The sequence below is a fragment of the Rhodococcus sp. P4_C10 genome (assembly GCF_056402135.1).
The window spans coordinates 17,457-38,776 of sequence record NZ_JBFUHZ010000023.1 but is presented as its reverse complement, the minus strand read 5'-3'; the positions used below and the strand labels follow the sequence as shown (position 1 = coordinate 38,776).

Sequence of the window (21,320 nt, the reverse complement as noted above, 5' to 3'; positions counted from 1 at the left end):
GGCAGAGTCGTGCAGCGGCGGGTCGGCTCAGCCCGGTTGTTTCGGGCCGGTGGCGACCGTACGCATCAAAACGAGGCGGGTCACTTAGCTGAACGTTTGTTCAATCCATGGGTTTGGGGGCTCGGATTCCGGCATTTCCCCAGCTCGCGCCGCATCGTTGCCGGTTAGGGTGCGAGTTTGTTACCTGTCCGTTATGTGGCTGGGATCACCGGCATTTTGTGCCCCCGATCACCCGTCGGACCCTCCTCGCCGGGGTCGAACTGGCGATTTGTGTTCCGTTCGCGCACTCGTGTAACTTCGTTCATGCATCGCGGGGTGGAGCAGCTCGGTAGCTCGCTGGGCTCATAACCCAGAGGTCGCAGGTTCAAATCCTGTCCCCGCTACCAAAGTACGAAAGCCCGGTCCTCGGACCGGGCTTTCGTCGTTTCCGGGTGCGGCCGGTCGTGGTCGGACCGGCGCCCACGGCGGGTGGTCAGGGGCACTCAGAAGTTCGTGTAGAGTAGTAAGTGCATCGCGGGGTGGAGCAGCTCGGTAGCTCGCTGGGCTCATAACCCAGAGGTCGCAGGTTCAAATCCTGTCCCCGCTACCAAAGTACGAAAGCCCGGTCCACAGGACCGGGCTTTCGTCGTTTCAGGGGTGGTGAGCCCGGGCTTTCGTCGTTTCAGGGGTGGTGAGCCCGGGCTTTCGTCGTTTCCGGGGTGGTGAGCCCGGGCTTGTGTGGCTTCTCGGGTCGGGCATCTGTCGTCTCTGTCGTCTCTGTCGTCTCTGGGGTTCTGCGGGTGGTCGGCGTAGGTTCGTTCCCGACGGACACGTTCGGTGGTCCGAAGACGAAGGGCGGAAGCCGTGATCTTCATCGTCGTCAACTTCACTGTGCGGCCCGAGTATTCGGGCAGATGGCTCGAACTGGTGCAACCGTTCACCGATGCGACCCGGGGCGAACCGGGCAACCTGTGGTTCGACTGGTCCCGCTCGACCGAGAACCCCGACGTCTTCGTTCTGGTCGAGGCCTTCCGCGACGACGAGGCGGCCGTTGCGCACGTGCAGAGCCGGCACTTTCAGGACGCGATGCGGGACTTGAAGCCGGCGCTGGTGAGCACGCCGAGAATCATCAACACGAAGATCGACGCCGCGGACTGGTCGCTGATGGGCGAGCTCGCCGTCGACTAGAGGCCCCCTCGGGGTGAGTGGTAATTGACGTCCGAAAAGTGGGCTACAGTAGTAAGTGCATCGCGGGGTGGAGCAGCTCGGTAGCTCGCTGGGCTCATAACCCAGAGGTCGCAGGTTCAAATCCTGTCCCCGCTACCAAAGTACGAAAGCCCGGTCCCCAAGGACCGGGCTTTTGTCGTTTCCGGGGCACTCAGGTGTACGGCGAGTCCATCTCGATCAGCACCCGACGCATCAACTTGCCGGTGGCATTGCGGGGCAACTCCTCGAGGAAGACCACCTCGCGGGGCACCTTGTACCGGGCGAGGTGCGTCTTGACGTAGGCCTTGAGGTCCTGTTCGTCGCGCGGCGCGCCCGCGGCGGTCACCACGTAGGCCTTGAGGCGGTGACCGAACTCGGTGTCCTCGACGCCGATCACCGCCGCCTCCAAGACATCCGGACGGGCGACGAGCAGGTTCTCGACCTCGAGCGGGTAGACGTTCTCGCCGCCGGAGACGATCATGTCGTCGTCGCGGCCGTCGACGAACAGCAGTCCGTGCTCGTCGAAGTGTCCGACGTCGCCGGTGCAGAGCAGCCCGTTGATGCGCTCCTTGTCGCGGCCGTCGGTGTAGCCGTTGAAGCTCAGCCCGCTGGAGACGAAGATCCGGCCGATCCGTCCGGGCTTGGTGATGCGGGTGCCGGCGTCGTCGTACAACTCCACGTGGCAGGTGACCGGCGCGCGGCCGGCGGTGCCGGGTGCCTGGGCGAGTTCGGCGGGAGTTGCCACCGTCGCGACCGCGACTTCCGTTGAGCCGTAGAGGTTGTACAGGACGTGCCCGAACGCCTCGGTCGTCCGGGTGCACAGGTCGGGGGAGATGGCGGAGCCGGCCGCGAAGATCACCTTGAGGTTCGAGGTGTCGTACTTCGCCACCGTCTCGGCGCCGAGGTCGACGATGCGCTGCAACATGGTCGGCACCACCACCAGTGTGTCGGCGCGATTCTCGGCGACCAGGGAGAGGGCCGCCTCGGGGTCGAAGTTGCGCTGCATCACGACGGTCTGACCGAGGGCCAGCGCGACGCCGACCTGTGAGAGCCCGGTGCCGTGGAACGCGGGCGCGGCCATCACCATGGTCTGGCCGTTGCGCAGCGGGATCCGGTCCAGGAACTGCGCGGCGGACAGCGCCGAGGTGCGTTCGCGGGGCGCGCCCTTGGGTGTTCCGGTGGTGCCGCTGGTGAGCAGTACGAAGCTGCCGTGCGTGGGCGGGCGCGGCACGGTGTCGGTCGGCCGGTCGAGCACCAGTTCGTCCAGGGCGCGGACCCGTCCGGAGGGGTCCTCGCCCCAGGACAGGTAGCGCCGCACGTCCGCGGGCAGTGCGTCCGCGACCTCCTGGAACTCCTCGTCGTAGACGAACGCTCGAACCTGTTCGCGGGCAGCGACATCCATCAACTGCGGCGGGGCGAACCCGGTGTTCATCAGCACGAGTTTGGTGCCGGCCTTGGCGGCCGCGAGCATGGCCAGCACCAGGCCGCGGTGATTGCGGCACATCGCGCCCATCACCGAACCCGGCGTGACGCCGTCCGCGACCCAGGCACGGACCAGGGCGTTGGAGAGTTCCTCGAGCTCGGCGTAGGTGAGCTGGCCCCGCTCGTCGACGACGGCGACCGCGTCGAGTCCGTTCCGGGCGTGCGCGTGGACCACCCCGGCGAAGGGCCCGTACCTGTCCACGGAGAGGATCGAGTAGATGCCGCGGTCCGCCCGCGGGATGGGCACCAGGCCGGCGCGCAGAATGACCCTCGCCGCTCCGAGGTTGTCGGTGACCTTCTTGAGTGCGCCTGGCATGTGGTTCTGCCCCCTGGGAAACGGATACGAAAGTGCCGGGGTCGGTCGGCATCCAGCCTAGATGTCGGGCGCGCAAATCTGCAGGGTTTGAAACGGCGGAAGGGCACCGTGGCGAGGCCGAACCTCGCCGCGGTGCCCCTAGGTCGAAACGGGCCTTCCCGGACCTGCATTCGACGCGACTGCTGGCGAATGGGGCGCATCAGGTGCGTGGCATGGTGGATGCACAGAATCAGTTTGGGGCGACAGTGCGGGCCGACTTCGTGTGCACGTCCACCCCGAATGGTGATGGCACGTACGCGGTGACAGTGGACGAGCTGGAGCAGCGCGGCAACCAGGTCCGCCAAACGACAAGAAGCCCCCACCTCAATCGAGGTGGGGGCTTCGTCGATTCCCTGCTCGCGCAGTTCGTCGACGGCCTGGATGCGTGCGGCCGTCCTGCCGTGTGATTGCATTTGACAATGCCGTTACGTGCGCTTTGGAAATCTATTGCTGTGGCAGTTGGCCTTGTCGTTGCCCTGTATGTGGCAGCCGCGATCCGACTGGGCAGTCCGCCGCACGCAGGCAATCACCCGACGATGGTCTAGGCGGGCGCAGCAAACCGCCCCCGTCGCGGCTAACTGCGACGAGGGCGGCTTGGTGCTGTAGTTCTGCCCTGACCTGCTACTTCAGCTCGGACGACGACTTGCCGAGGATTCGGCGGGCGACGATGAGCTGTTGGATCTGCTGCGTGCCCTCGAAGATGTCGAGGATCTTGCTGTCGCGCGCCCACTTCTCGAGCAGGGGACGCTGCGAGTAGCCGAGGGTGCCGGCGAGCTCGACGGCCTTGAGCGAGACCGCGGTGCCGGTGCGCCCGGCCTTGGCCTTCGACATCGACGCCTCGAGCGAGTTCGGCTTCTTGTTGTCGGCCATCCATGCCGCACGCAGCGACAGGAGGTAGGACGCCTCCCAGTCGGCCTCGAGCTGCAGGAACTCGGCGGCCGCGGCGTGCTGGTTGTAGGCGGGGGTGTCGTAGGAGACCTCCACGCCGGCGTCGGAGAGGATCGTCCGGAGCTCCTCGAGGGCCGCGCGACCGAGGCCCACTGCCATGCCGGCGACGATCGGGCGGGTGTTGTCGAAGGTCTGCATGACCCCGGCGAAACCCTTCTCGACGTTCACCTCGGGGGTGCCGAGCAGGTTGTCCTTCGGGATCCGGCAGTCCTGCAGCAGCAGCACCGCGGTGTCGGACGCCTTGATGCCGAGCTTGTGCTCGAGCCGGGCGACGCTCAGGCCCGGAGCGTCCCGCGGGACCACGAACGACTTGATCGCGGCACGGCCCTTGCTCTTGTCGACGCTCGCCCAGACGACGATGTGGCTGGACCGCTCGCCGGCGGTGACGAAGATCTTCTCGCCGTTGAGCACGTACTCGTCGCCGTCGAGCACGGCGGTGGTGGTGACCGCCGCCGAGTCGGAGCCGAAACTCGGCTCGGTGATGGCCATCGAGGCCCACACCTTGCCGAAGCGCTCGAGCTGTTCGTCGGTGGCCACGGCGGCGATCGCCGAGTTGCCAAGGCCCTGGTACGGGATGGAGAGGGTCAGGCCCACGTCGCCCCAGCAGGTCTCGATGACGTTCATCAGCGAGGACATGTTGCCGCCGTTGGCATTTCCGATGACGCTCGGTGCGTCACCGCGCCCGAGCGCGGCGCCGGACGCACCCGCGCCCGAGTCGTTGAGGCCCTCGACCATGGCGGCCATGGTGTCGAGTTCCTTGGGGTAGGCGTGCTCCGCGAGGTCGTACTTGCGCGAGATCGGCCGCATGATCTGCGCCGCGACCTGGTGCGCCTGGTTCGCGGAGGCTTTGAGCTTCTTGGGGAGTTCGAGGTTGATCATCACAGTCTCCTAGTGGTGCAGCAGCGGCGTCAGATGAGGACGATGCCCTCGGCAACGCCGATGGCTCGGAGGTCGCGGTACCAACGCTCGACCGGGTGCTCCTTGGTGTATCCGTGGCCGCCGAGCAACTGGACGCCGTCCAGTCCGATCTGCATGCCCTTGTCGGACGCCAGCTTTCGGGCCAGCGCCGACTCACGTGCGAACGACAGCCCCTGCTCGGCGCGGGAGGCGCCGCGGAGGGTGACCAGGCGCAGGCCGTCCAGCTCGATGGCGATGTTCGCCACCATGAAGGCGACGGCCTGGCGGTGGCTGATCGGCTCGCCGAAGGCCTCGCGCTCGTTGACGTACGGGATCACGTAGTCCAGGACGGCCTGGCCGGTGCCGACCGCCATCGAGGCCCAGCCGAGGCGGGCCAGGCGGATCGCGTTGGCGTAGTCCTCGGCGCGGGCCGTCGCGTCGCCGTCGCCGAGGATCGCGGACTCGGGCACCGCAACGTCGGTGAGGATCAGTCGGCCGAGGCCGGCGGCGCGCAGGCCCATGCTCGGGTCCGCTTCCACGACAAGGCCCTTGGCGTCGGACTCGACGATGAAGAAGGTGGGCCGGCCGTCCAGCTCGGCGGCGACCAGGAACAGCTCGCAGTCGGCGGCGGCGGGGACGAACGACTTGACGCCGTTGAGCTTGTAGCCGCTGGGGGAGCGGACGGCCTTGGTCTGCAAGGCAAACGGGTCGAACAGTGCCCGCGGCTCGTTCACCACGACCGCGGCATTGGGCACCTGCTCGCCGGTGAACGCCGGCAGGTAGGTCCGCTGCTGACCGTCGGTGCCCCACTGGGTGAGCGCGACCGCGACACCGCTGGGCGCGAGGATCGGCAGGGCCAGGCCCATGTCGCCGTGTGCGAGCGCCTCGGCCACCAGGGAGTTGGTGACGGCGCCACGCTCGCTGGCCGCGCCGTCGAGTTCCTCGGGGACGTTGATGAGGGTGATGCCCAGCTCGGCGGCCCGCTTGGTCAGGTCCGCGGGGGAGGCGGCGGCCTCGTCGGCGTCGTGCGCGGCGGGGCGCAGGATCTCGGCGGCGAAGTCCCGGACCGTCTCGACGATCATCTGCTGCTCGTCGTTGGGCGTGAGGTCGAAGTAGCCGGCGTTCTTGCTGGCACCGTCGGGGAGTCGCTTGGGCTGGTTGCCGCCCGCGACCTTGGTGAAGGTGCGGGTGGCGGCGCCGAGCGTCTTGAAGCCGGTCTTGGTGCCCTCGTAGGTGACGCGGTCGATGGTCTGCCGGAGGTTGTACTTCTCGGCCAGGTCGGAACCGGTGATCCGGGTCAGCACACGCATTGCGGCGCCCATGGCGTCCCGCTTGACCGGGTTCAGGCCGACGGCCGAAGTGTCGCGGGGCTCGCGCGTGGCACCGTTCGATTTCACAACGCTGTCTTGCTTGCTCATGATCACCAGGTTTCTCGGTGTTCGGTCTTGGACGGGCCTTATCTTACTCTGGAGTAAGAAGTGAAGTCGAGCGGATCCGGTCAGTGATCACCGTCACTGTCCGCGCCGAGGTCACGGGCTCGCCTACCGTAGACCTGTGACCGCGACCAGCCCCCGCCGCGACCTGCGCCTGCTGCTGCGCTGCGCGCCGCTGGTCCTGGTGCCGGTGCTGCTGCTGGCGAGCACGTATCCGGGTCGCTATCAGGTTCCGTGGGGGTACTGGCTGCTGGCGACTGCGGCGGCCGCGGCGTTCGTCGTGGGCGAGAAGTGGCCGCTGCCGGTCTCGCTCGTCATCTCGGCGCTGGCCGCCGCCATGTTCGCGGCCCACCCCTGGGGCGTGGCCGGGCTGGTCCCCTACCTGGGCGCGGTGGCATTGGGTGAGGTGGCGATGCGGGCCCGCGGGTCCTGGCCGGTGGTGGTGGCGACGCTCGGTTGGACGGCCGCGGTGCTGTTCGGACTCTGGTCCGACTCCTTCTCGACGTTCTGGCGGGCCGCGACGGTCGTCGAGGCGGCGGCCTACGTGGGCCTGCCGCTGCTCCTCGGGCTCTACCTGCGCGCCCAACGCGACCTCGCGCAGACGTACCGGGCGGCGGCCGCGGAGGCCGAATCACGAAGGGCGGAAGCAGATCTGCATGCCAGGGCGGCCGAGCGCAGCGCGTTGGCGCGGGAACTGCACGACCTGGTCGCCCATCACATGGCGTCGATCGTGCTGCGGATCGGCGTCGCCCGGCACGTCCTGGCCGACGCGGACCCGCGGGTGCAGGACGTGCTCGACGACGTGCACTCGACGGCGGCCGACGCGCTCGCCGACATCCGGCGGCTGCAGGTGGCGCTGCGGGACCCGGCGCTCGGCGGCGTCGCGCTCGTCGAGTCCGACGCGGTGCCGCTCGAGATCGCCGCGGCGATCGAGCGGACCCGCGCGGCCGGGTTCACGGTCGCCGCGCAGGTCGACCCCCACCTGGGCGGGTTGGACGCGATCGGCCGGCTCACCCTGCTGCGGGTGGTGCAGGAGTCGCTGACCAACGTGATGAAGCACGCGGACCCGGACGGCGTGGTGACGGTGACGGTCACGCGCCGGCGCGGTGGCGTCACGGTCCGGGTCGACAGTGCCGGTCGCGCCGCCGACGCAACGGATTCGGCGGGGCACGGCGTCGTCGGGATGGGCGAACGCGTCGAACTCGTCGGCGGCACCCTGCACGCGGGCGCCACGGCCGCGGGGTGGCAGGTCGAGGCCCGGATCCCCGGAACCGCCCACCCGGCGAGCGAGGACGGCGACCGATGATCCGACTGCTCATCGTCGACGACCAGCGACTGGTCCGCGCGGGCCTGCGCATGCTGTGCGAGTCCACCGCGGACCTCGAGGTGGTGGGGGAGGCGTCGAACGGGGTCGAAGCCGTCCGACTGGCCGCGGAACTCGTGCCGGAGGTGGTCCTGATGGACCTGCGGATGCCGGGACTGGACGGGGTGGCGGCGACCCGGCAGATCGTCGGATCGGGGTCGCGGGCAAAGATCCTGGTGCTCACCACCTTCGACGACGACGAGCACCTGTACCCGGCGCTGGCGGCCGGCGCGGCGGGGTTCCTGGTCAAGGACACCGCGCCCGCCGACCTGCTGAGTGCGATCCGCCGGACCGTGGACGGGGACACCCCGCTGTCGCCGCAGTTGCTTCGTCGACTGGTCGACCGGGCGGTCGCCGCCGCTCCGGTCCCGGCCGTTCCCGAGCCGCCGCAGGCGGCTCTGACCGACCGCGAACGGGAGGTGCTGGCACTGGTGGGGGACGGCCTGAGCAACCAGGAGATCGCGGAGCGGCTGCACCTCGGCGTGACGACCGTCAAGACGCACGTCGCGAACCTGATGGGAAAGACCGGCTGCGACAACCGGGTGCGGCTCGCGGTCCACGCCCACCGGCGCGGATGAGCCTTTTCGAACCTGCACGAAACCTTCACATTTCCCAACGGACATCCCCACACCCGCCCCTTAGGGTCGAGATCATGACCCAGCGCCGAGTGCTCGTCGTCGATGACGAACGCACCATCTCCGAGTCGATCGCCGCGCGGTTGCGCGCCGAGGGTCACCACGTGCAGACCGCCGCCGACGGCCCGGAGGCGGTCGCGCGCTGCGCCGAGTACCGGCCGGACCTGGTGGTCCTGGACGTGATGCTGCCCGGCTTCGACGGCCTCGAGGTGTGCCGGCGGATTCAGGCGGAGCGCCCGGTCCCGGTGCTGATGCTCACCGCCCGCGCCGACGAGACCGACCTGGTGATCGGGCTGGGCGTCGGCGCCGACGACTACCTGAGCAAGCCGTTCAGCATGCGGGTGCTGGTGGCGCGGGTGGCGGCCTTGCTGCGCCGGAGCGATCGCGCGCTCGGGGCCACCGAGACGGAGGTCCTGGTGTTCGGCGACGTGACCATGGACCTGACCCAGCGGAGGGTCCGCGCCGCAGACCTCGAGGTGCACCTGACCCGGACCGAGTTCGACCTGCTCGCGCACCTCGCCGCCCGGCCGCGCGCGGTGATCGACCGCGAGTCGCTGCTCGAGCAGGTATGGGGCTGGGGTGAGGGGGCGAACAGCCGCACCGTCGACAGCCACGTGAAGGCGTTGCGGCGCAAGCTCGGCGGGGACCTGATCCGCACCGTGCACGGCGTCGGGTACGCGTTGGAGGCGCCGCGATGAGGCTGCCCAGACCGCTGGACCCGCTGCGCTCGTTCAAGGTGAAGACCGGCCTGCTCGTGGTCGCCTCGCTGGTCCTGGCGTCCGTGACGTTCTGGGCGACGTCCCAGTGGCAGTTCCGGTTTGCGCTGCTGAGCGCGCTGGTCGTCGCGCTGGTGGTCACCCAGGTGCTCGCGCACGGGATGACGTCCCCGTTGCGGGAGATGACGGCGGCGGCGCGGGCGATGGCGACCGGAGACTACTCGCGGCGCGTCCGGGCCACCTCCCGCGACGAGATCGGCGAGCTGGCCGTCGCGTTCAACCAGATGGCGGCGGACCTCGAGGCCGAGGACCGGTACCGGCGCGAGCTGGTGGGCAACGTCTCGCACGAGCTGCGGACCCCGATCACGGCGTTGCAGGCGGTGCTCGAGAACGTCGTGGACGGGGTGGCCGAGCCCGACCAGGCGACGATGCGTGTGGCCCTGGCCCAGACCGAGCGGCTGGGCCGGTTGGTTACGGACCTGTTGGACCTCTCGCGTCTCGAGGGCGGCGTGGTTCCGTTGCAGCGGACTGTGTTCGAGGTGCGGCCGTTCCTCGACGAGGTGGTGCGGCTGGCGGTCGACCCCGCCCGCCCCACGGCCGTCCGCATCGATGTCGAGCCGACCGGGCTGCGCGGTCACGCCGATCCGGCGCGGCTGCACCAGGTGGTGGCCAACCTGCTCGACAACGCCGCCCGGAACGGTTCCCCAGAGTCGCCGGTGCTGGTGCGGGCGCGCCCCGGCGACGCGGCCGGCGGGCTGGTCCTGGACGTGCACGACGACGGTCCCGGGATCGCGGCGGTCGACCGGTCCCGAGTCTTCGAGCGGTTCACCCGCGGCGGCGCGCAGGACGGCGGCACCGGCCTCGGACTGGCGATCGCACGCTGGGCGGTCGAACTGCACGACGGCCGGATCGGCGTCGTCGACACCGAGACCGGTTGCTGCATCCGGGTGGTCCTCCCGCCCGGCTGACCGCTGGATCGCCCTCTCTCAACACGATTCCGGGACGCGTCGGCACCCGACGGCTCGTCCCGCGATGACCCCTGCCCTGAGTTGACCCTGCCCGGACTCATTCCGACCCGAGGAGACGCTGTGACTGCACCGACAACGACAACGACAACGACAGCAGCGGCCACCGAAACGCCGTCCACGCCGCCCCGGCCCCGGAGGCCCCGAGCAGCCTGGCGCCCCGACCGGACGTCGATGGCCCCCCGGGCAACCGTGGCCGCCGCACTGGGCGCGGGTGCCCTCGCCGCGACGACGCTGGACCCGTCGCTGGCGAGCATCGCGTACCTGCTGACCGGGGTGGCGGTGGCGGCGACGGCGTTCGTCACGGTGACGCCGCGGCCGACGGCCCTGCAGGTGTGTGCCGTCCTCGCCGCGCTCGCGCTGCTGGCCGTGGCGGCGATCCGGGGCGCCGACTGGCTCGTCCTGGTGTGCGTGGCGGCGAGCTGGGTGGTCGGATCGGTCGCGCTGGTGGGCGGCCGGACCTGGACGGGGTTGGCCCTCGCCTCGGTCGCGTTGTGGTGCACGCCGACCCGGTTGGTGGGCTGGGTGCGCCGTGGCCGGTCGCGGTACGCACGGGAGTCCCGGGTGCGGCCGGGGCGGGTACTGGCGGTGGCCGCGGTCAGTGCCAGCCTGGTGCTGGCGTTCGGGGCACTGTTCGTCAGTGCCGACCCGGAGTTCGGCAGGCTCTTCGAATCGGTGGTACCCAGTGTGACACTGGGCAATCCGCTCCCGCGAATGGCGCTGGGCGTCCTGGTGGCGGGCGCGGCAGTGGCGGCGGCCTACCTGCGTCGGCGGACCCCGCGGTTCGACGTGCTCGCGCCTGCCTCGCCGCGTCCGTTGGCATGCTGGGAGTGGGCGGTGCCGTTGGTCCTGCTCGACGTGCTGTTCGCCGCGTTCGTCGCGGTGCGGCTGCGGGTGTTCTTCGGCGGCGACGGCCATGTCCTCGGCACCGACAACCTCACCTACGCCGGCTACGCCCGCCAGGGGTTCTGGCAGCTGTCGGCGGTGACGGTGCTGACCTTGCTGGTCATCGCGATCGCGGTGCGCCGGATCGACACCACGGAGCCGCGCGACCGCCGACTCGCCAGGGCGTCGCTGGGCCCACTGTGCCTGCTGACGCTGGTGGTGGTCGCGTCCGCGGTGCATCGGATGTCCCTGTACGAGAACGTATTCGGGTTCACCCGCTTGCGGCTTGGTGTGATGGCGACGGAGCTGTGGTTCGGTGTGGTGTTCGTGCTGCTGCTGGTGGCCGGGATACGGATGACCGGTCGCGGGTTGCCGCGGGCGGTGCTGGCATCGGCGGTGCTCGGGACCCTGGCCTTCGCCGCGGTCAACCCCGATGCGTACATCGCCGACCGGAACGTGCAGCGGTACGGCGAGACCGGGAGCATCGACGTGATCTACCTGCGGGGGCTGTCGGTTGACGCGGTGCCGGCGCTGGACCGGTTGCCCGAACCAGTGCGCTCCTGCGCGCTGCTGGGGATCGGCGTCGGTGGCGACGCATCGGGATTCGCCTACAACGCCGCGCGCTCGCGGGCGGCACAGATCCTGCGGGAGCGACCGGTCGGGACGTGCTACCTCGGTCAGTGGTGACCCGCTGGCATCGGCATCGCCCCGGCCGGTTCCATCCGCATCGGAGTCGGCCGCTGGCCGGGCTGCAGCACCAGGAACTGGCCCATCATGCCCTGGTCCTCGTGCATGGCCAGGTGGCAGTGGTACATGTACGGGTACGTCGGGTCGGTGTAGTCGGTGAACCGCAGCGCCAGCCGGATTCGGCTGCCCGGCGGCGTGTAGACGGTGTCCTTCCAGCCGGCCAGCGCCGGCGGCGGCGGGGTGCCGTCGATGTCGAGGATCTGGAACTGGGCGTCGTGCACGTGGAAGTTGTGCGGCCAGTTGTCGACGTTGCGCACCGTCCAGATCTCGGTGGTGTCGACGGTCGGGGAGAAGTCGATGCGGTTCATGTCCATCCGGGTTCCGTTGATCATGAACCACTGCATCTCGAAGTCGCGTTCGGCGACCGCGCCGGCGGGGTCGAGGCGGGCGATCGTGGCGAGGGTGGCTGGCAGTGCGGCGCCGGCCGTCAGTGCCGCGACCGGTCGCAGTTCGAGGATGTCGAAGGTGTCGTCGAAGCCGAACGACGCCCCGTCGGCGGCGGCGATCCCGGCGCGGTCGGTGATCGGGAACGAACGCAGCAGCGCGTCGACGCCGGCCCGCATCGTCACCACCAGTTCGACGCGTTCGCCGGGACTGAGCTGGATCCGCTTGGCCGGCACCGGTTCCGGAAGCAGGCCGCCGTCGCTGGCGACCAGGTGGAACTCGCAGTCGTCGGCGAATCCGAGGTTGTAGAGCCGCCCCGAAGAACCGTTGAGCACGCGCAGGCGGACCCGGTCGCGGGTCACCGGCAGGTACGCGCCCGCGATGCCGTTGGTGACGATCGTGTCGCCGAGCAGGCCCACGTCGGTGGCGTCGGACTCGTCGAGCGTGCCGTCCGCGGTCAGGCGCCGGTCCTGGATGATCAGCGGGATGTCGTCCACCCCATAGGCGCTGGGCAGCCCCGCGGAGTCGGTGACGTCGTCGTCGACGATGAACAGCCCGGCGAGGCCGCGGTAGACGTGCTTCTCGGTGGAGCCGTGCGGGTGCGGGTGGTACCAGAGCGTCGCGCCGGGTTGGTTCACGGTCCACGCGGGTGCCCAGGTGGCGCCGGGCTCGATGGTCTGGTGCGGGCCGCCGTCGAAACGGGACGGCAGGTGCATGCCGTGCCAGTGCACCGTGGTGGGTTCGGGTAGTGCGTTGTCGACGGTGAACGCGACGGCCTCGCCGCGGCGGGCCCGAATGGTCGGGCCGAGGACGGACCCGTTGTAACCCCAGGTGGCCGTGCGCTTCCCGGCGATCGGCTCGGAACTGCCGGTGCCCGCGGAGAGGGTGAAGTGCCGGGTGCCGGCCGCGTCCACGGTGGACGGCGCCAACGGCGGGATCGGCAGCGGCCGCCCGAGCGGACTCGGGGGGGAGGCGGGCGCCGCGGTGGAACCGGACTGTCCGAGAGCGCATCCGACGGACAACGCGATCGGCGCGGCCGTGAGGCCCGTCAGGAACGCCCGCCTGGAAATGTTTCGCACCGTGCTCCTCGGGTAGGTGGTGAATCGGTCCACTCGAGTCTTCGGGTTCGGAAGGGGCGAGAGGTCCGCCCGGAGGCCGGGGATTCGGGGGAGGGAGTCCTGCCCCGGGACCTTGTGAGGGGAGTGGTGGTGTGCTACGCCGCGAGGGTGGCCGGAGATTGTGGGATCGTTTCCCCATGCCGGTCATTGCGCAGGTCTTCGCCGCCCTCGCCGCTCTGCTGCACGTCGCGATCTTCGCGATGGAGAGCCTGCTGTGGACGCGGCCGCAGGTGTGGAAACGGTTCGGGTTGACCAGCCAGCAGGACGCCGAGGTGACGCGGCCGTTGGCGTACAACCAGGGTTACTACAACCTCTTCCTCGCGATCGGCATCGTGGTCGGTCTGGTCATCGGGGGAGTCGGCGGGCACGCGATCGTCGTGTTCTGCCTGGTCAGCATCATCGGTGCCGCCGTCGTGCTGGGTTCGACCGGTGCCGCCTACCTGCGGGCGGCGGCCCTGCAGGGCGTATTCCCCGTACTCGCGCTGCTCGCGCTCGCCGTGTTCTAGTCGGTGTGGACGTCTAGAACGGCGGGGGTGCGAGCAGGTATCGGGCGTGGACGACGCCGAGGTGCTCGGCGTGACGGGCACGGAGTCGTCGGCAGTGTGCCAGATGCTCGGGGTCGGTGACGGTCGTCAGCTCGTCCAACGTCGGGGGCAGGTCACCCGGACGCATGTGGGTCTCCCACCAGGTCGGTTCGTAGATCGCCAGGTCCGGAGAATCGTCGGCTTCGTGGTCGGCGGGTGACCAGTCCGGTGGTGGAGGCTCTGGCGGCGTCGGTGGTGGCGCCGGACGCGGTGGTGGTGACGGGGTGTAGCGGTCGGGGAGGGTGACGCCGACCGCGCCGTTGCGGCTTGTCCAGACAATCACGTCTCCCTCGAGGCGGATGACGCGGAAGTGTCGGTCGGTCTTGGCCTGGTGGTGCAGGGTGCAGGCCGGTTCACCGTTGGTTTCGACGGACCAGCCGCCACGCTCGGGGTGGGTGTGGTCGAACTCGACGATGTGGTCGAACTGGCATCGGTGGGTCGGGACGGTGCAACCGGGGAACGTGCACGTGGAGTACTTCGCGAACACTGCCCGTCGGACGGCCGCGGAGGGTCGGTAGGTCAGGGCCCCGCGGGGTGGGCGGTCGTATCCGCCGTGTCCGTCGCTGAATTCGCCGGCGAGCAGGTCGGGGTTCGCGGTGATCGAGTCGAGGATGTCTCCGACGGTGCGTTCGGTGGTGAGGTCGGTGCGGGGCGGGGATTCGTGCCAGGTCGGTGGTGGTTCGTCCCGGCGGGGTGGGGTGGTGCCGGCAGGTCGGCGACGGCTGCGGGTTCGGGTGGGGACGCCGGGGGCGGAGGTGCCGGGTTCGGTGAACTCACTGCCTTCCTCGTCGCGGTACTCGCCGACATCAACCGTCGTGCTCGTCATCCCATTGTCGCCCCGGCTCTTACGGGCCTTGATGTCCCGCGCATCGGAGATGATCGCCTGCCACGTCGCGTCTTCGGCCATCCGCCGCGCCATCTCCGGGTCTATGGGGCCGTGCCCGGACATGAAGGCCGGATCGTCCACCAACCCCAGCAACGTCTCCAGGTCGACATGGACCTGCACGTCGACGTGCCCGTGCTCACGCACGTGGACCGGCAGCAGTTTCGTCCGACATCCCGCGTCGTCGCACCGGCATGCCAGGTGCTGCTCGCCGTGGATCAGCGCCACGAATCCGTCGACCAGGAGGTTCGCCCGAGTCCGCGGATCCCGTGGGCAGACCGTCGCTGCGATCTGTTCGATCAGTCCTTCCACGATCAGGCCCTCGGCGGCGGTGAGCGTCGCGAACAGGGTTGCCATCCCGTGGGCGTCGGGGGTGACCGAGATCCGGCGGCCGTGCCGCTCCCGGCGCTTACGTGCCTGCTCGGCCTCGTCGGGGTTGACGCGGATCAGCAGTCGCATGATCTCCCGAGCCAGTCGGCCGGGCGCGGACTGCAGGGCGGCGTCGACCACCAACGGTTCGAGAACGGTCAGGGTGGCGTCGCTGATCTGGTCGGTGCACTGACAGATCATCCGCACCCGCGGGTAGTCCAGCCTCCCGGCAAGGAACGCCGCCCGGGTCAGTGGGAGGTGGTGGTCGAGTTGGTCTCCGACGGCGAGGTAGCGGCGGGTGGTGGTCGCCGACAGGGCCAGCGCCAGGGCGGCTTCGGTTTCGGCACCGCGGCCGCCGCGTTCGGCGGCGGCGTACTCGCCCAGGCGGTCGATGTCGTCCTCGATGCTGCGGCGGGCGAACGCGGCGAGGGTGAGGATCTTGTGGGCGGTGGCGATGTTCTCGGCCACCGCGAACTCACGCAGTGCGGCCAGCGCCCGGGGTCCGGTGTCGTAGTCGACGACGTAGTCGGCGGGCCGGAAGCAGTCGCAGGTGTCCGGGTAACCCGCAGATTCTGCGGCGTCTCCCGAACCCCCATTTCGAACATGTGTACTAGTTTACGCCGGAAAGTGGCGCGTGTCACTACCTTTTCGGAGATGGAAACGGGCCATCGCTTGGTGCCCACACCACTCGCGGCCGGCCGTCGCACAGGTCGTCGTCAACGCCTGAGCGGCAGCTTTTCGCCGTCCACCTTCACGCCTCGACGCGAGTGAACTTGAGCCGCAGTCCCTTCGGGCGCAGCGTCAACGTCTCCTCCACCGCGAGCGCGTACCCGGGTTCGGGCTCGACGTCGAAGCGCACGAGCAGGGTGGCCAAGGCCAGCGTCATCTCGTGCAGCGCGAACTGGCGCCCGATGCAGGACCGGATCCCGGTGCCGAACGGCTTGAACAGCTCCGCTGCGCGGCCGCGACTGTTCTCCGGAGCGAACCGGTCCGGGTTGAACTCCTCCGCGTCGGGCCCCCAGGCCGGATCGCGCTGGACGGCGAGCAGGAGCACGAATACCCATTCGCCGGCCGAGATGTCGTGGCCGCCGAGCGTGGTGTCCTGCTTCGTCGACCGGAAGAACCCCGGCGCGGTCGGCCACAGGCGCAGCGCTTCGGAGATCACCTGGCGGGTGTAGCGAAGGCGCGGGACATCGTCGTAGGTCACCTCGCCGCTCGACACGACGTCGCGGGCCTCGGCGCGCATGCGCGCCGCGATCTCGGGACTCTGCGCGATGAAGTGCAGTGCGAACGCGAGGGCGTTCACCGAGGTTTCGTGGCCGGCTACCAGGAAGGTCAGCACCTGGTTGCGGATGTTCTCGGCGTCGAGCTCGATGGCGCCGTCCGGGTGCAGCATGCGGTCGAGCAGGTCGGACCGTCGCTCGCCGGTGGTCCGCCGCTCCTCGATCACCTCGTCGACCGTGCGGACCAGCAGTGCCTGGTCCAGCTCGTTCTGCCTCTCCTCCTTGCGCCGCAGCAACTTCCCGACAAACTGCAGCGGGAGGGCGGACCTCTGCGCGTGGGTCAGGGTGCGGCTCATCGCGCCGACCAACGGGTGCTCGGCGCCGCCGAACGAGTCGAAGGTGTACCCGAACCCGCAGCGGCCGATGACCTCGAGGGTGAGCTTGCCCATCTGCTCGACGACGGGCACGAATTCGCCGGCGTGGGTGTCCAGGCTCGTGCACAGCTCGTCGACGACCTCGGTCATCGTGCCGTGATAGGAGACCATCGCCTCCTTGGTGAATGCCGGCAGCAGGACCTCGTGGGCCTTCGCCCAGTTCGATTCCCAGTTGTAGGCCGTGAACAGTGCGTCGCCCACGACCGGCCGCAGACTCTCGAGCGGGCGGCCGACGAACTTCTCCCACACGGCCTCGTCGTAGACCTGTGCAGCCAGGTCCGCAGAACCGACGAAGGTGAGGTCGGTGCCCATGATCGAGCGGCGGTAGAGCGGTCCGATCTCCTCGAACCGCTTCAGCGTGGTCTGGTTCGGCGTGACCGTGTTCAGGCCCAACACGTCCCCCACGAACGGCACTCGGCGCGGCGGGTGGGGAATGGTCGTCTTCGGCACTACGTTCTCCTGTGGTCAGGGTCCTCCTGTGGTCAGGCGCGAAGACGCTCGAGCACCGCGTCGTGCAGCAGCCCGTTGCTCGCGACCGCGCTGCCCCCGTGCGGGCCGGCGGTGCCGTCCAGCGACGTGAAGCGTCCACCGGCCTCGCGGACCAGCAGGTCGAGCGGCGCCAGGTCCCACAGCGACACCTCGGGCTCGGCCGCGATCTCGAGCGCGCCCTCGGCCAGCAGACAGTAGGAGAAGAAGTCGCCGTAGCCGCGCACCCGCCACACCTCGTCGGTGAGATCGACGAACTGGTCACGGATGCCACGGTCGCGCCAGCCGCTCAGGCTCGAGAAGCTCAGGCTCGCGGCACCCAGTCGGTCCACCGCGGACACCGAGATCTGTGCGGCCGCGCCGCCGTCGAAACTGGTGAACGCGCCGTCGCCGGCGCAGGCCCACCAGCGCCGGGTCAGGGCGGGCGCGCTGACGACACCGACCACCGGGACGCCGTCCTGCAGCAGCGCGATCAGCGTGGCCCACACCGGCACACCGCGCACGAAGTTCTTGGTGCCGTCGATCGGGTCGATCACCCACTGCCGGCCCTCGAACCGGGCGTCGCCGCCGAACTCCTCGCCGAGCACCGCGTCGTCCGGACGTTCGGCGGTCAGCCTCGCGCGCACCGCGCGCTCGACGGCCAGGTCCGCGTCGGAGACCGGCGTCAGGTCCGGCTTGTCGTCCACCTTCAAGTCCAGCGCGCCGAACCGGGCACGGGTGATGGTGTCGGCGTCGTCGGCGATGCTCAGTGCGAGTTCGAGATCGGTCACCGGACGAACCTACTCGACTGTGCCTCCGGACCGCCGTCCCGTGCGGGCGGCGGGCACCACGGACCGCCCCACGACGACCGCGGCGCCGGCTGTCGGCCGGCACCGGTAGCCTTGGGAACCGTGCAACCCGACGTTTCCGCAGACCTTGCCGAGCTCGACACCACTCTCACCACGGTCGAGAGGGTGCTGGACGTGGATGAGCTGCGCCGACGCATCGACGAACTCGAGCATCAGGCAGCAGACCCCGACCTGTGGAACAACCAGGACCATGCCCAGCAGGTGACCAGCCAGCTGTCCCACGCGCAGGCCGAACTGCGCCGCGTCGAGGGCCTGCGGCAGCGGCTCGACGAGATGCCGATCCTCTACGAGCTCGCCGAGGACGAGGGCGGCGACGCGGTGGCGGACGCCGACTCGGAGCGGGCGAGCCTGCGCGAGGACATCGCGGCCATGGAAGTCAAGACCATGCTGTCGGGTGAGTACGACGAGCGCGACGCGCTGGTCAACATCCGCTCGGGCGCCGGCGGAGTCGACGCCGCGGACTGGGCCGAGATGCTGATGCGCATGTACATCCGCTGGGCCGAGAAGCACGGCTACGGCGTCGAGGTCTACGACACGTCGTACGCCGAGGAGGCCGGCATCAAGAGCGCGACGTTCGCGGTCAAGGCGCCTTACACGTACGGCACCCTCTCCGTGGAGATGGGCACCCACCGCCTGGTGCGGATCAGCCCGTTCGACAACCAGGGCCGCCGTCAGACCTCGTTCGCCGAGGTCGAGGTGCTGCCCGTGGTGGAGACCACCGACCACATCGACGTCAACGAGAACGACGTGCGCGTCGACGTCTACCGCTCGTCCGGCCCCGGCGGCCAGTCGGTCAACACCACCGACTCCGCGGTGCGGCTGACGCACATCCCCACCGGCATCGTGGTGACCTGTCAGAACGAGAAGTCGCAGCTGCAGAACAAGGTCTCGGCCATGCGGGTGCTGCAGGCCAAGCTGCTCGAGGTCAAGCGCCGTGAGGAGCGGGCCGAGATGGACGCGCTCAAGGGCGACGGAGGCAGCTCCTGGGGCAACCAGATGCGTTCCTACGTGCTGCACCCGTACCAGATGGTCAAGGACCTGCGCACCGAGTACGAGGTCAACAACCCGTCCGCGGTGCTCGACGGCGACATCGACGGCTTCCTCGAGTCCGGGATCCGCTGGCGGATGCGCGGGGAGCAGAACTAGTTGTCGGTCCTCGCGTTCAGCCTGCTGCCGGAGAATACCGCGACCCTCAGTCACTGGTTGAAGACCAGTTTCCTGGAGATCGTGTTGTACGTGCTCGGCGGTCTGATCGTCGCGCGCTTCCTCAGCTGGGCCGGCAACCGCATCACCGACCGCATCGACCTGAACTACAGCCTGGGCGACGCGCTGGTGCGCTCGGAGGCCACCAAGCACCGGCACGCGCTGGCACAGGTGATCACCTGGGTGCTCATCACCATCGTCTACGTGCTGGTCACCGTCGAGGTGCTCCAACGCCTCGGCTTCGCGGTGTCGAGCCTGGTCGCGCCGGCCACCGTCCTCGGTGCCGCGCTCGGCTTCGGGGCCCAGCGGGTGGTACAGGACATCCTGGCCGGGTTCTTCATCATCGCCGAGCGGCAGTACGGCTTCGGTGACGTGGTCTCGATCATGGCCGTCGGCGCCGGGGACGCGGCGCTCGGCACCGTCGAGGACGTGACGCTGCGGGTCACGCGCTTGCGCTCGTCCGACGGCGAGGTGATCACCATCCCGAACGGTCAGATCGTCAAGGTGGTCAACCTCTCCAAGGACTGGGCACGCGCGGTGGTCGACGTCCCGATCCCGGCGACGGTCGACATCAACCACGTCAACGACGTGCTGCACAGCGTCGGCCGGGAGGCGTACGAGGACCCGGACCTCGAGCCGCTGCTGCTCGACGAGCCGTCGGTGATGGGAGTGGAGAGCATCGAGGTGGACACGGTGAACATTCGGATGGTGGCCCGCACCCTGCCCGGCAAGCAGTTCCAGGTGGGACGCGAACTGCGGGCCCGGGTCGCGGAGCGGCTGCGCCGCGAGGGGATCCTCGTCGGCCCGGAGCTGATCACCGACCAGCCGGTTCATGCCTCCCAGCCGGATCATTCCTCGTGACCGCGGAGCAGGGGCCTGACTCGCCCGTTCTCGGCTGGTACGAGAAGGTGCCGAAGCGCCTTCTCGGCGGGCGTGTCCGGACCTCGACGGTGCTCCTCGTCGTCGCCTTCCTGGCGACGGCGGTGTTCTACGTCTATCTCAATCCGCCGCCGCCGGATCCGGTGGAGTCGCCCGCGCCGGCGCGGACCACCGCCGAGCCCGAGGCGCAGCCGCAGCAGCAGCGGTCGAGCAGCCGGCCGGCGACCTCCACCACACCCACCCCGACGACGCCGTCGCCGAGCCCGTCCGCCGAGCCGTCCGTGACCACGGAGACCACCCCGGCGAAGCCGCCGCTGATCGTGCTGCCGCCCGGGATGAGCATCCCGTCCGGGGTGGAACTACCGCCCGGCGTGGTGGGCGAGGCCCCGCCAACGCCGACGCCGACGCCGACGTCGCAGACGCCGGAACCGACGCCGAGCTCCCCGTGACCGCAGCCCGCTGACGGCCTGGCCTGCGGCCACGCCGTTACCCGGATGGGCACGCCGTGAACATGGCTAAACTGGCTCCTCGTGATCAGCGTGGAGAATGTGTCCAAGTCCTACAAGACCTCGTCGCGGCCTGCCCTGGACAAGGTGAACGTCTCCGTGGACAAGGGCGAGTTCGTCTTCGTGATCGGCCCGTCGGGCTCGGGGAAGTCGACATTCATGCGCCTGCTGCTCAAGGAGGACACGCCCACCTCGGGCGACATCCACGTCGGTGAGTTCCACGTCAACCGGCTCGCGGCCCGCCGCGTCCCCAAGCTCCGCCAGTCCATCGGCTGCGTGTTCCAGGACTTCCGGCTGCTGCAGCAGAAGACGGTCACCGAGAACGTCGCGTTCGCCCTCGAGGTGATCGGGAAGCCGCGGGCGATGATCGAGCGCACGGTGCCCGAGGTGCTGGACCTGGTGGGTCTGTCCGGCAAGGCGGACCGCCTGCCCACCGAACTCTCCGGCGGTGAGCAGCAGCGGGTCGCGATCGCCCGTGCCTTCGTGAACCGGCCGCTGGTCCTGCTCGCCGACGAGCCGACCGGCAACCTGGACCCGGACACCAGCGGCGACATCATGCTGCTGCTCGAACGGATCAACCGCACCGGAACCACGGTGCTGATGGCCACCCACGACAACCACATCGTCGACTCGATGCGGCGCCGGGTGGTCGAACTCGATCTCGGTCGCGTGGTGCGCGACGAGGCTCGCGGTGTCTACGGCGTGGGGCGCTAGCCGCAACACCGAGCCAGC

General features: G+C 69.6%; 19 protein-coding genes and 3 tRNA genes. 15 read left to right on the top strand and 7 right to left on the bottom strand.

Annotation, left to right across the window (positions count from 1 at the left end; all coding sequences use genetic code 11):
* The first annotated feature begins 309 nt into the window (after positions 1-309).
* The 4 genes from AC1DWC_RS16505 to AC1DWC_RS16490 all read left to right on the top strand — a co-directional run bounded on the left by AC1DWC_RS16505 (position 310) and on the right by AC1DWC_RS16490 (position 1,305).
* Positions 310-386, top strand: a tRNA-Met gene (locus AC1DWC_RS16505).
* A gap of 126 nt (positions 387-512) precedes the next feature.
* Positions 513-589, top strand: a tRNA-Met gene (locus AC1DWC_RS16500).
* A 254-nt stretch (positions 590-843) separates the two neighbouring features.
* Positions 844-1,167: a putative quinol monooxygenase gene (locus AC1DWC_RS16495; protein ID WP_477909710.1), complete on the top strand. Its 324-nt coding sequence runs from the start codon at positions 844-846 to the stop codon at positions 1,165-1,167.
* 61 nt (positions 1,168-1,228) lie between these two features.
* Positions 1,229-1,305, top strand: a tRNA-Met gene (locus AC1DWC_RS16490).
* A 52-nt stretch (positions 1,306-1,357) separates the two neighbouring features.
* Here AC1DWC_RS16490 and AC1DWC_RS16485 read toward each other — a convergent pair.
* Positions 1,358-2,983, bottom strand: coding sequence for an acyl-CoA synthetase (locus AC1DWC_RS16485; protein WP_477909708.1), 1,626 nt, complete (start codon positions 2,981-2,983; stop codon positions 1,358-1,360).
* A gap of 212 nt (positions 2,984-3,195) precedes the next feature.
* Between AC1DWC_RS16485 and AC1DWC_RS16480 the strand changes: the two genes are divergently transcribed.
* Positions 3,196-3,429: a hypothetical protein gene (locus tag AC1DWC_RS16480; protein WP_477909706.1), complete on the top strand. Its 234-nt coding sequence runs from the start codon at positions 3,196-3,198 to the stop codon at positions 3,427-3,429.
* A gap of 214 nt (positions 3,430-3,643) precedes the next feature.
* Here the strand turns inward: AC1DWC_RS16480 and AC1DWC_RS16475 are convergent, their stop codons facing one another.
* Both AC1DWC_RS16475 and AC1DWC_RS16470 read right to left on the bottom strand, forming a co-directional pair.
* Positions 3,644-4,849 (bottom strand): acyl-CoA dehydrogenase family protein, encoded by a 1,206-nt coding sequence (locus tag AC1DWC_RS16475; protein WP_477909704.1) that lies wholly within the window; start codon positions 4,847-4,849, stop codon positions 3,644-3,646.
* A 29-nt stretch (positions 4,850-4,878) separates the two neighbouring features.
* Positions 4,879-6,291 (bottom strand): acyl-CoA dehydrogenase family protein, encoded by a 1,413-nt coding sequence (locus tag AC1DWC_RS16470; protein ID WP_477909702.1) that lies wholly within the window; start codon positions 6,289-6,291, stop codon positions 4,879-4,881.
* A 130-nt stretch (positions 6,292-6,421) separates the two neighbouring features.
* Between AC1DWC_RS16470 and AC1DWC_RS16465 the strand changes: the two genes are divergently transcribed.
* From AC1DWC_RS16465 to AC1DWC_RS16445, 5 genes are all read left to right on the top strand, one after another.
* Positions 6,422-7,606, top strand: coding sequence for a sensor histidine kinase (locus AC1DWC_RS16465; protein ID WP_477909700.1), 1,185 nt, complete (start codon positions 6,422-6,424; stop codon positions 7,604-7,606).
* Complete coding sequence (locus tag AC1DWC_RS16460) at positions 7,603-8,241, top strand: response regulator transcription factor (protein ID WP_477909698.1); 639 nt, start codon at positions 7,603-7,605, stop codon at positions 8,239-8,241. Before AC1DWC_RS16465 ends, AC1DWC_RS16460 begins: the two co-directional genes overlap by 4 nt.
* A gap of 74 nt (positions 8,242-8,315) precedes the next feature.
* Positions 8,316-8,996 (top strand): response regulator, encoded by a 681-nt coding sequence (locus AC1DWC_RS16455; protein ID WP_477909696.1) that lies wholly within the window; start codon positions 8,316-8,318, stop codon positions 8,994-8,996.
* Positions 8,993-9,982 (top strand): HAMP domain-containing sensor histidine kinase, encoded by a 990-nt coding sequence (locus tag AC1DWC_RS16450; protein ID WP_477909694.1) that lies wholly within the window; start codon positions 8,993-8,995, stop codon positions 9,980-9,982. The genes AC1DWC_RS16455 and AC1DWC_RS16450 overlap by 4 nt, the downstream gene beginning before the upstream one ends.
* Positions 9,983-10,213: 231 nt before the next feature.
* Positions 10,214-11,611, top strand: coding sequence for a DUF4153 domain-containing protein (locus AC1DWC_RS16445; RefSeq protein ID WP_477909692.1), 1,398 nt, complete (start codon positions 10,214-10,216; stop codon positions 11,609-11,611).
* Here the strand turns inward: AC1DWC_RS16445 and AC1DWC_RS16440 are convergent.
* A complete protein-coding gene (locus AC1DWC_RS16440) occupies positions 11,602-13,134 on the bottom strand; it encodes a multicopper oxidase family protein (RefSeq protein WP_477909690.1) in 1,533 nt (510 codons plus the stop codon). The two genes, AC1DWC_RS16445 and AC1DWC_RS16440, sit on opposite strands and share 10 nt — an antisense overlap.
* Before the next feature lie 176 nt (positions 13,135-13,310).
* Here AC1DWC_RS16440 and AC1DWC_RS16435 point away from each other — a divergent pair, with 176 nt between their 5' ends.
* On the top strand, positions 13,311-13,679 hold the full coding sequence (locus AC1DWC_RS16435; RefSeq protein ID WP_477909688.1) for a DUF1304 domain-containing protein: 369 nt from the start codon (positions 13,311-13,313) through the stop codon (positions 13,677-13,679).
* A gap of 13 nt (positions 13,680-13,692) precedes the next feature.
* On the opposite strand, the gene AC1DWC_RS16430 is transcribed toward AC1DWC_RS16435, so the two are convergent.
* From AC1DWC_RS16430 to hisN, 3 genes are all read right to left on the bottom strand, one after another.
* Entirely contained in the window at positions 13,693-15,477 is a 1,785-nt protein-coding gene (locus AC1DWC_RS16430; protein ID WP_477909686.1) for an HNH endonuclease, read from the bottom strand.
* 283 nt (positions 15,478-15,760) lie between these two features.
* Positions 15,761-17,116, bottom strand: a complete 1,356-nt coding sequence (locus tag AC1DWC_RS16425) for a cytochrome P450 (RefSeq protein ID WP_477909684.1) — start codon at positions 17,114-17,116, stop codon at positions 15,761-15,763.
* Between the two features lie 32 nt (positions 17,117-17,148).
* A complete protein-coding gene (gene hisN, locus AC1DWC_RS16420) occupies positions 17,149-17,922 on the bottom strand; it encodes a histidinol-phosphatase (protein ID WP_072845042.1) in 774 nt (257 codons plus the stop codon).
* A 120-nt stretch (positions 17,923-18,042) separates the two neighbouring features.
* Here hisN and prfB point away from each other — a divergent pair, with 120 nt between their 5' ends.
* The 4 genes from prfB (at position 18,043) to ftsE (ending at position 21,302) form a co-directional block, all read left to right on the top strand.
* On the top strand, positions 18,043-19,146 hold the full coding sequence (prfB, locus tag AC1DWC_RS16415; RefSeq protein WP_072845175.1) for a peptide chain release factor 2: 1,104 nt from the start codon (positions 18,043-18,045) through the stop codon (positions 19,144-19,146).
* Complete coding sequence (locus AC1DWC_RS16410) at positions 19,147-20,064, top strand: mechanosensitive ion channel family protein (protein ID WP_477842205.1); 918 nt, start codon at positions 19,147-19,149, stop codon at positions 20,062-20,064.
* Positions 20,061-20,531, top strand: a complete 471-nt coding sequence (locus AC1DWC_RS16405; RefSeq protein ID WP_477909682.1) for a hypothetical protein — start codon at positions 20,061-20,063, stop codon at positions 20,529-20,531. The genes AC1DWC_RS16410 and AC1DWC_RS16405 overlap by 4 nt, the downstream gene beginning before the upstream one ends.
* An 81-nt stretch (positions 20,532-20,612) precedes the next feature.
* Positions 20,613-21,302 (top strand): cell division ATP-binding protein FtsE, encoded by a 690-nt coding sequence (ftsE, locus tag AC1DWC_RS16400; RefSeq protein WP_072845044.1) that lies wholly within the window; start codon positions 20,613-20,615, stop codon positions 21,300-21,302.
* The last annotated feature ends 18 nt before the right edge of the window (positions 21,303-21,320 follow it).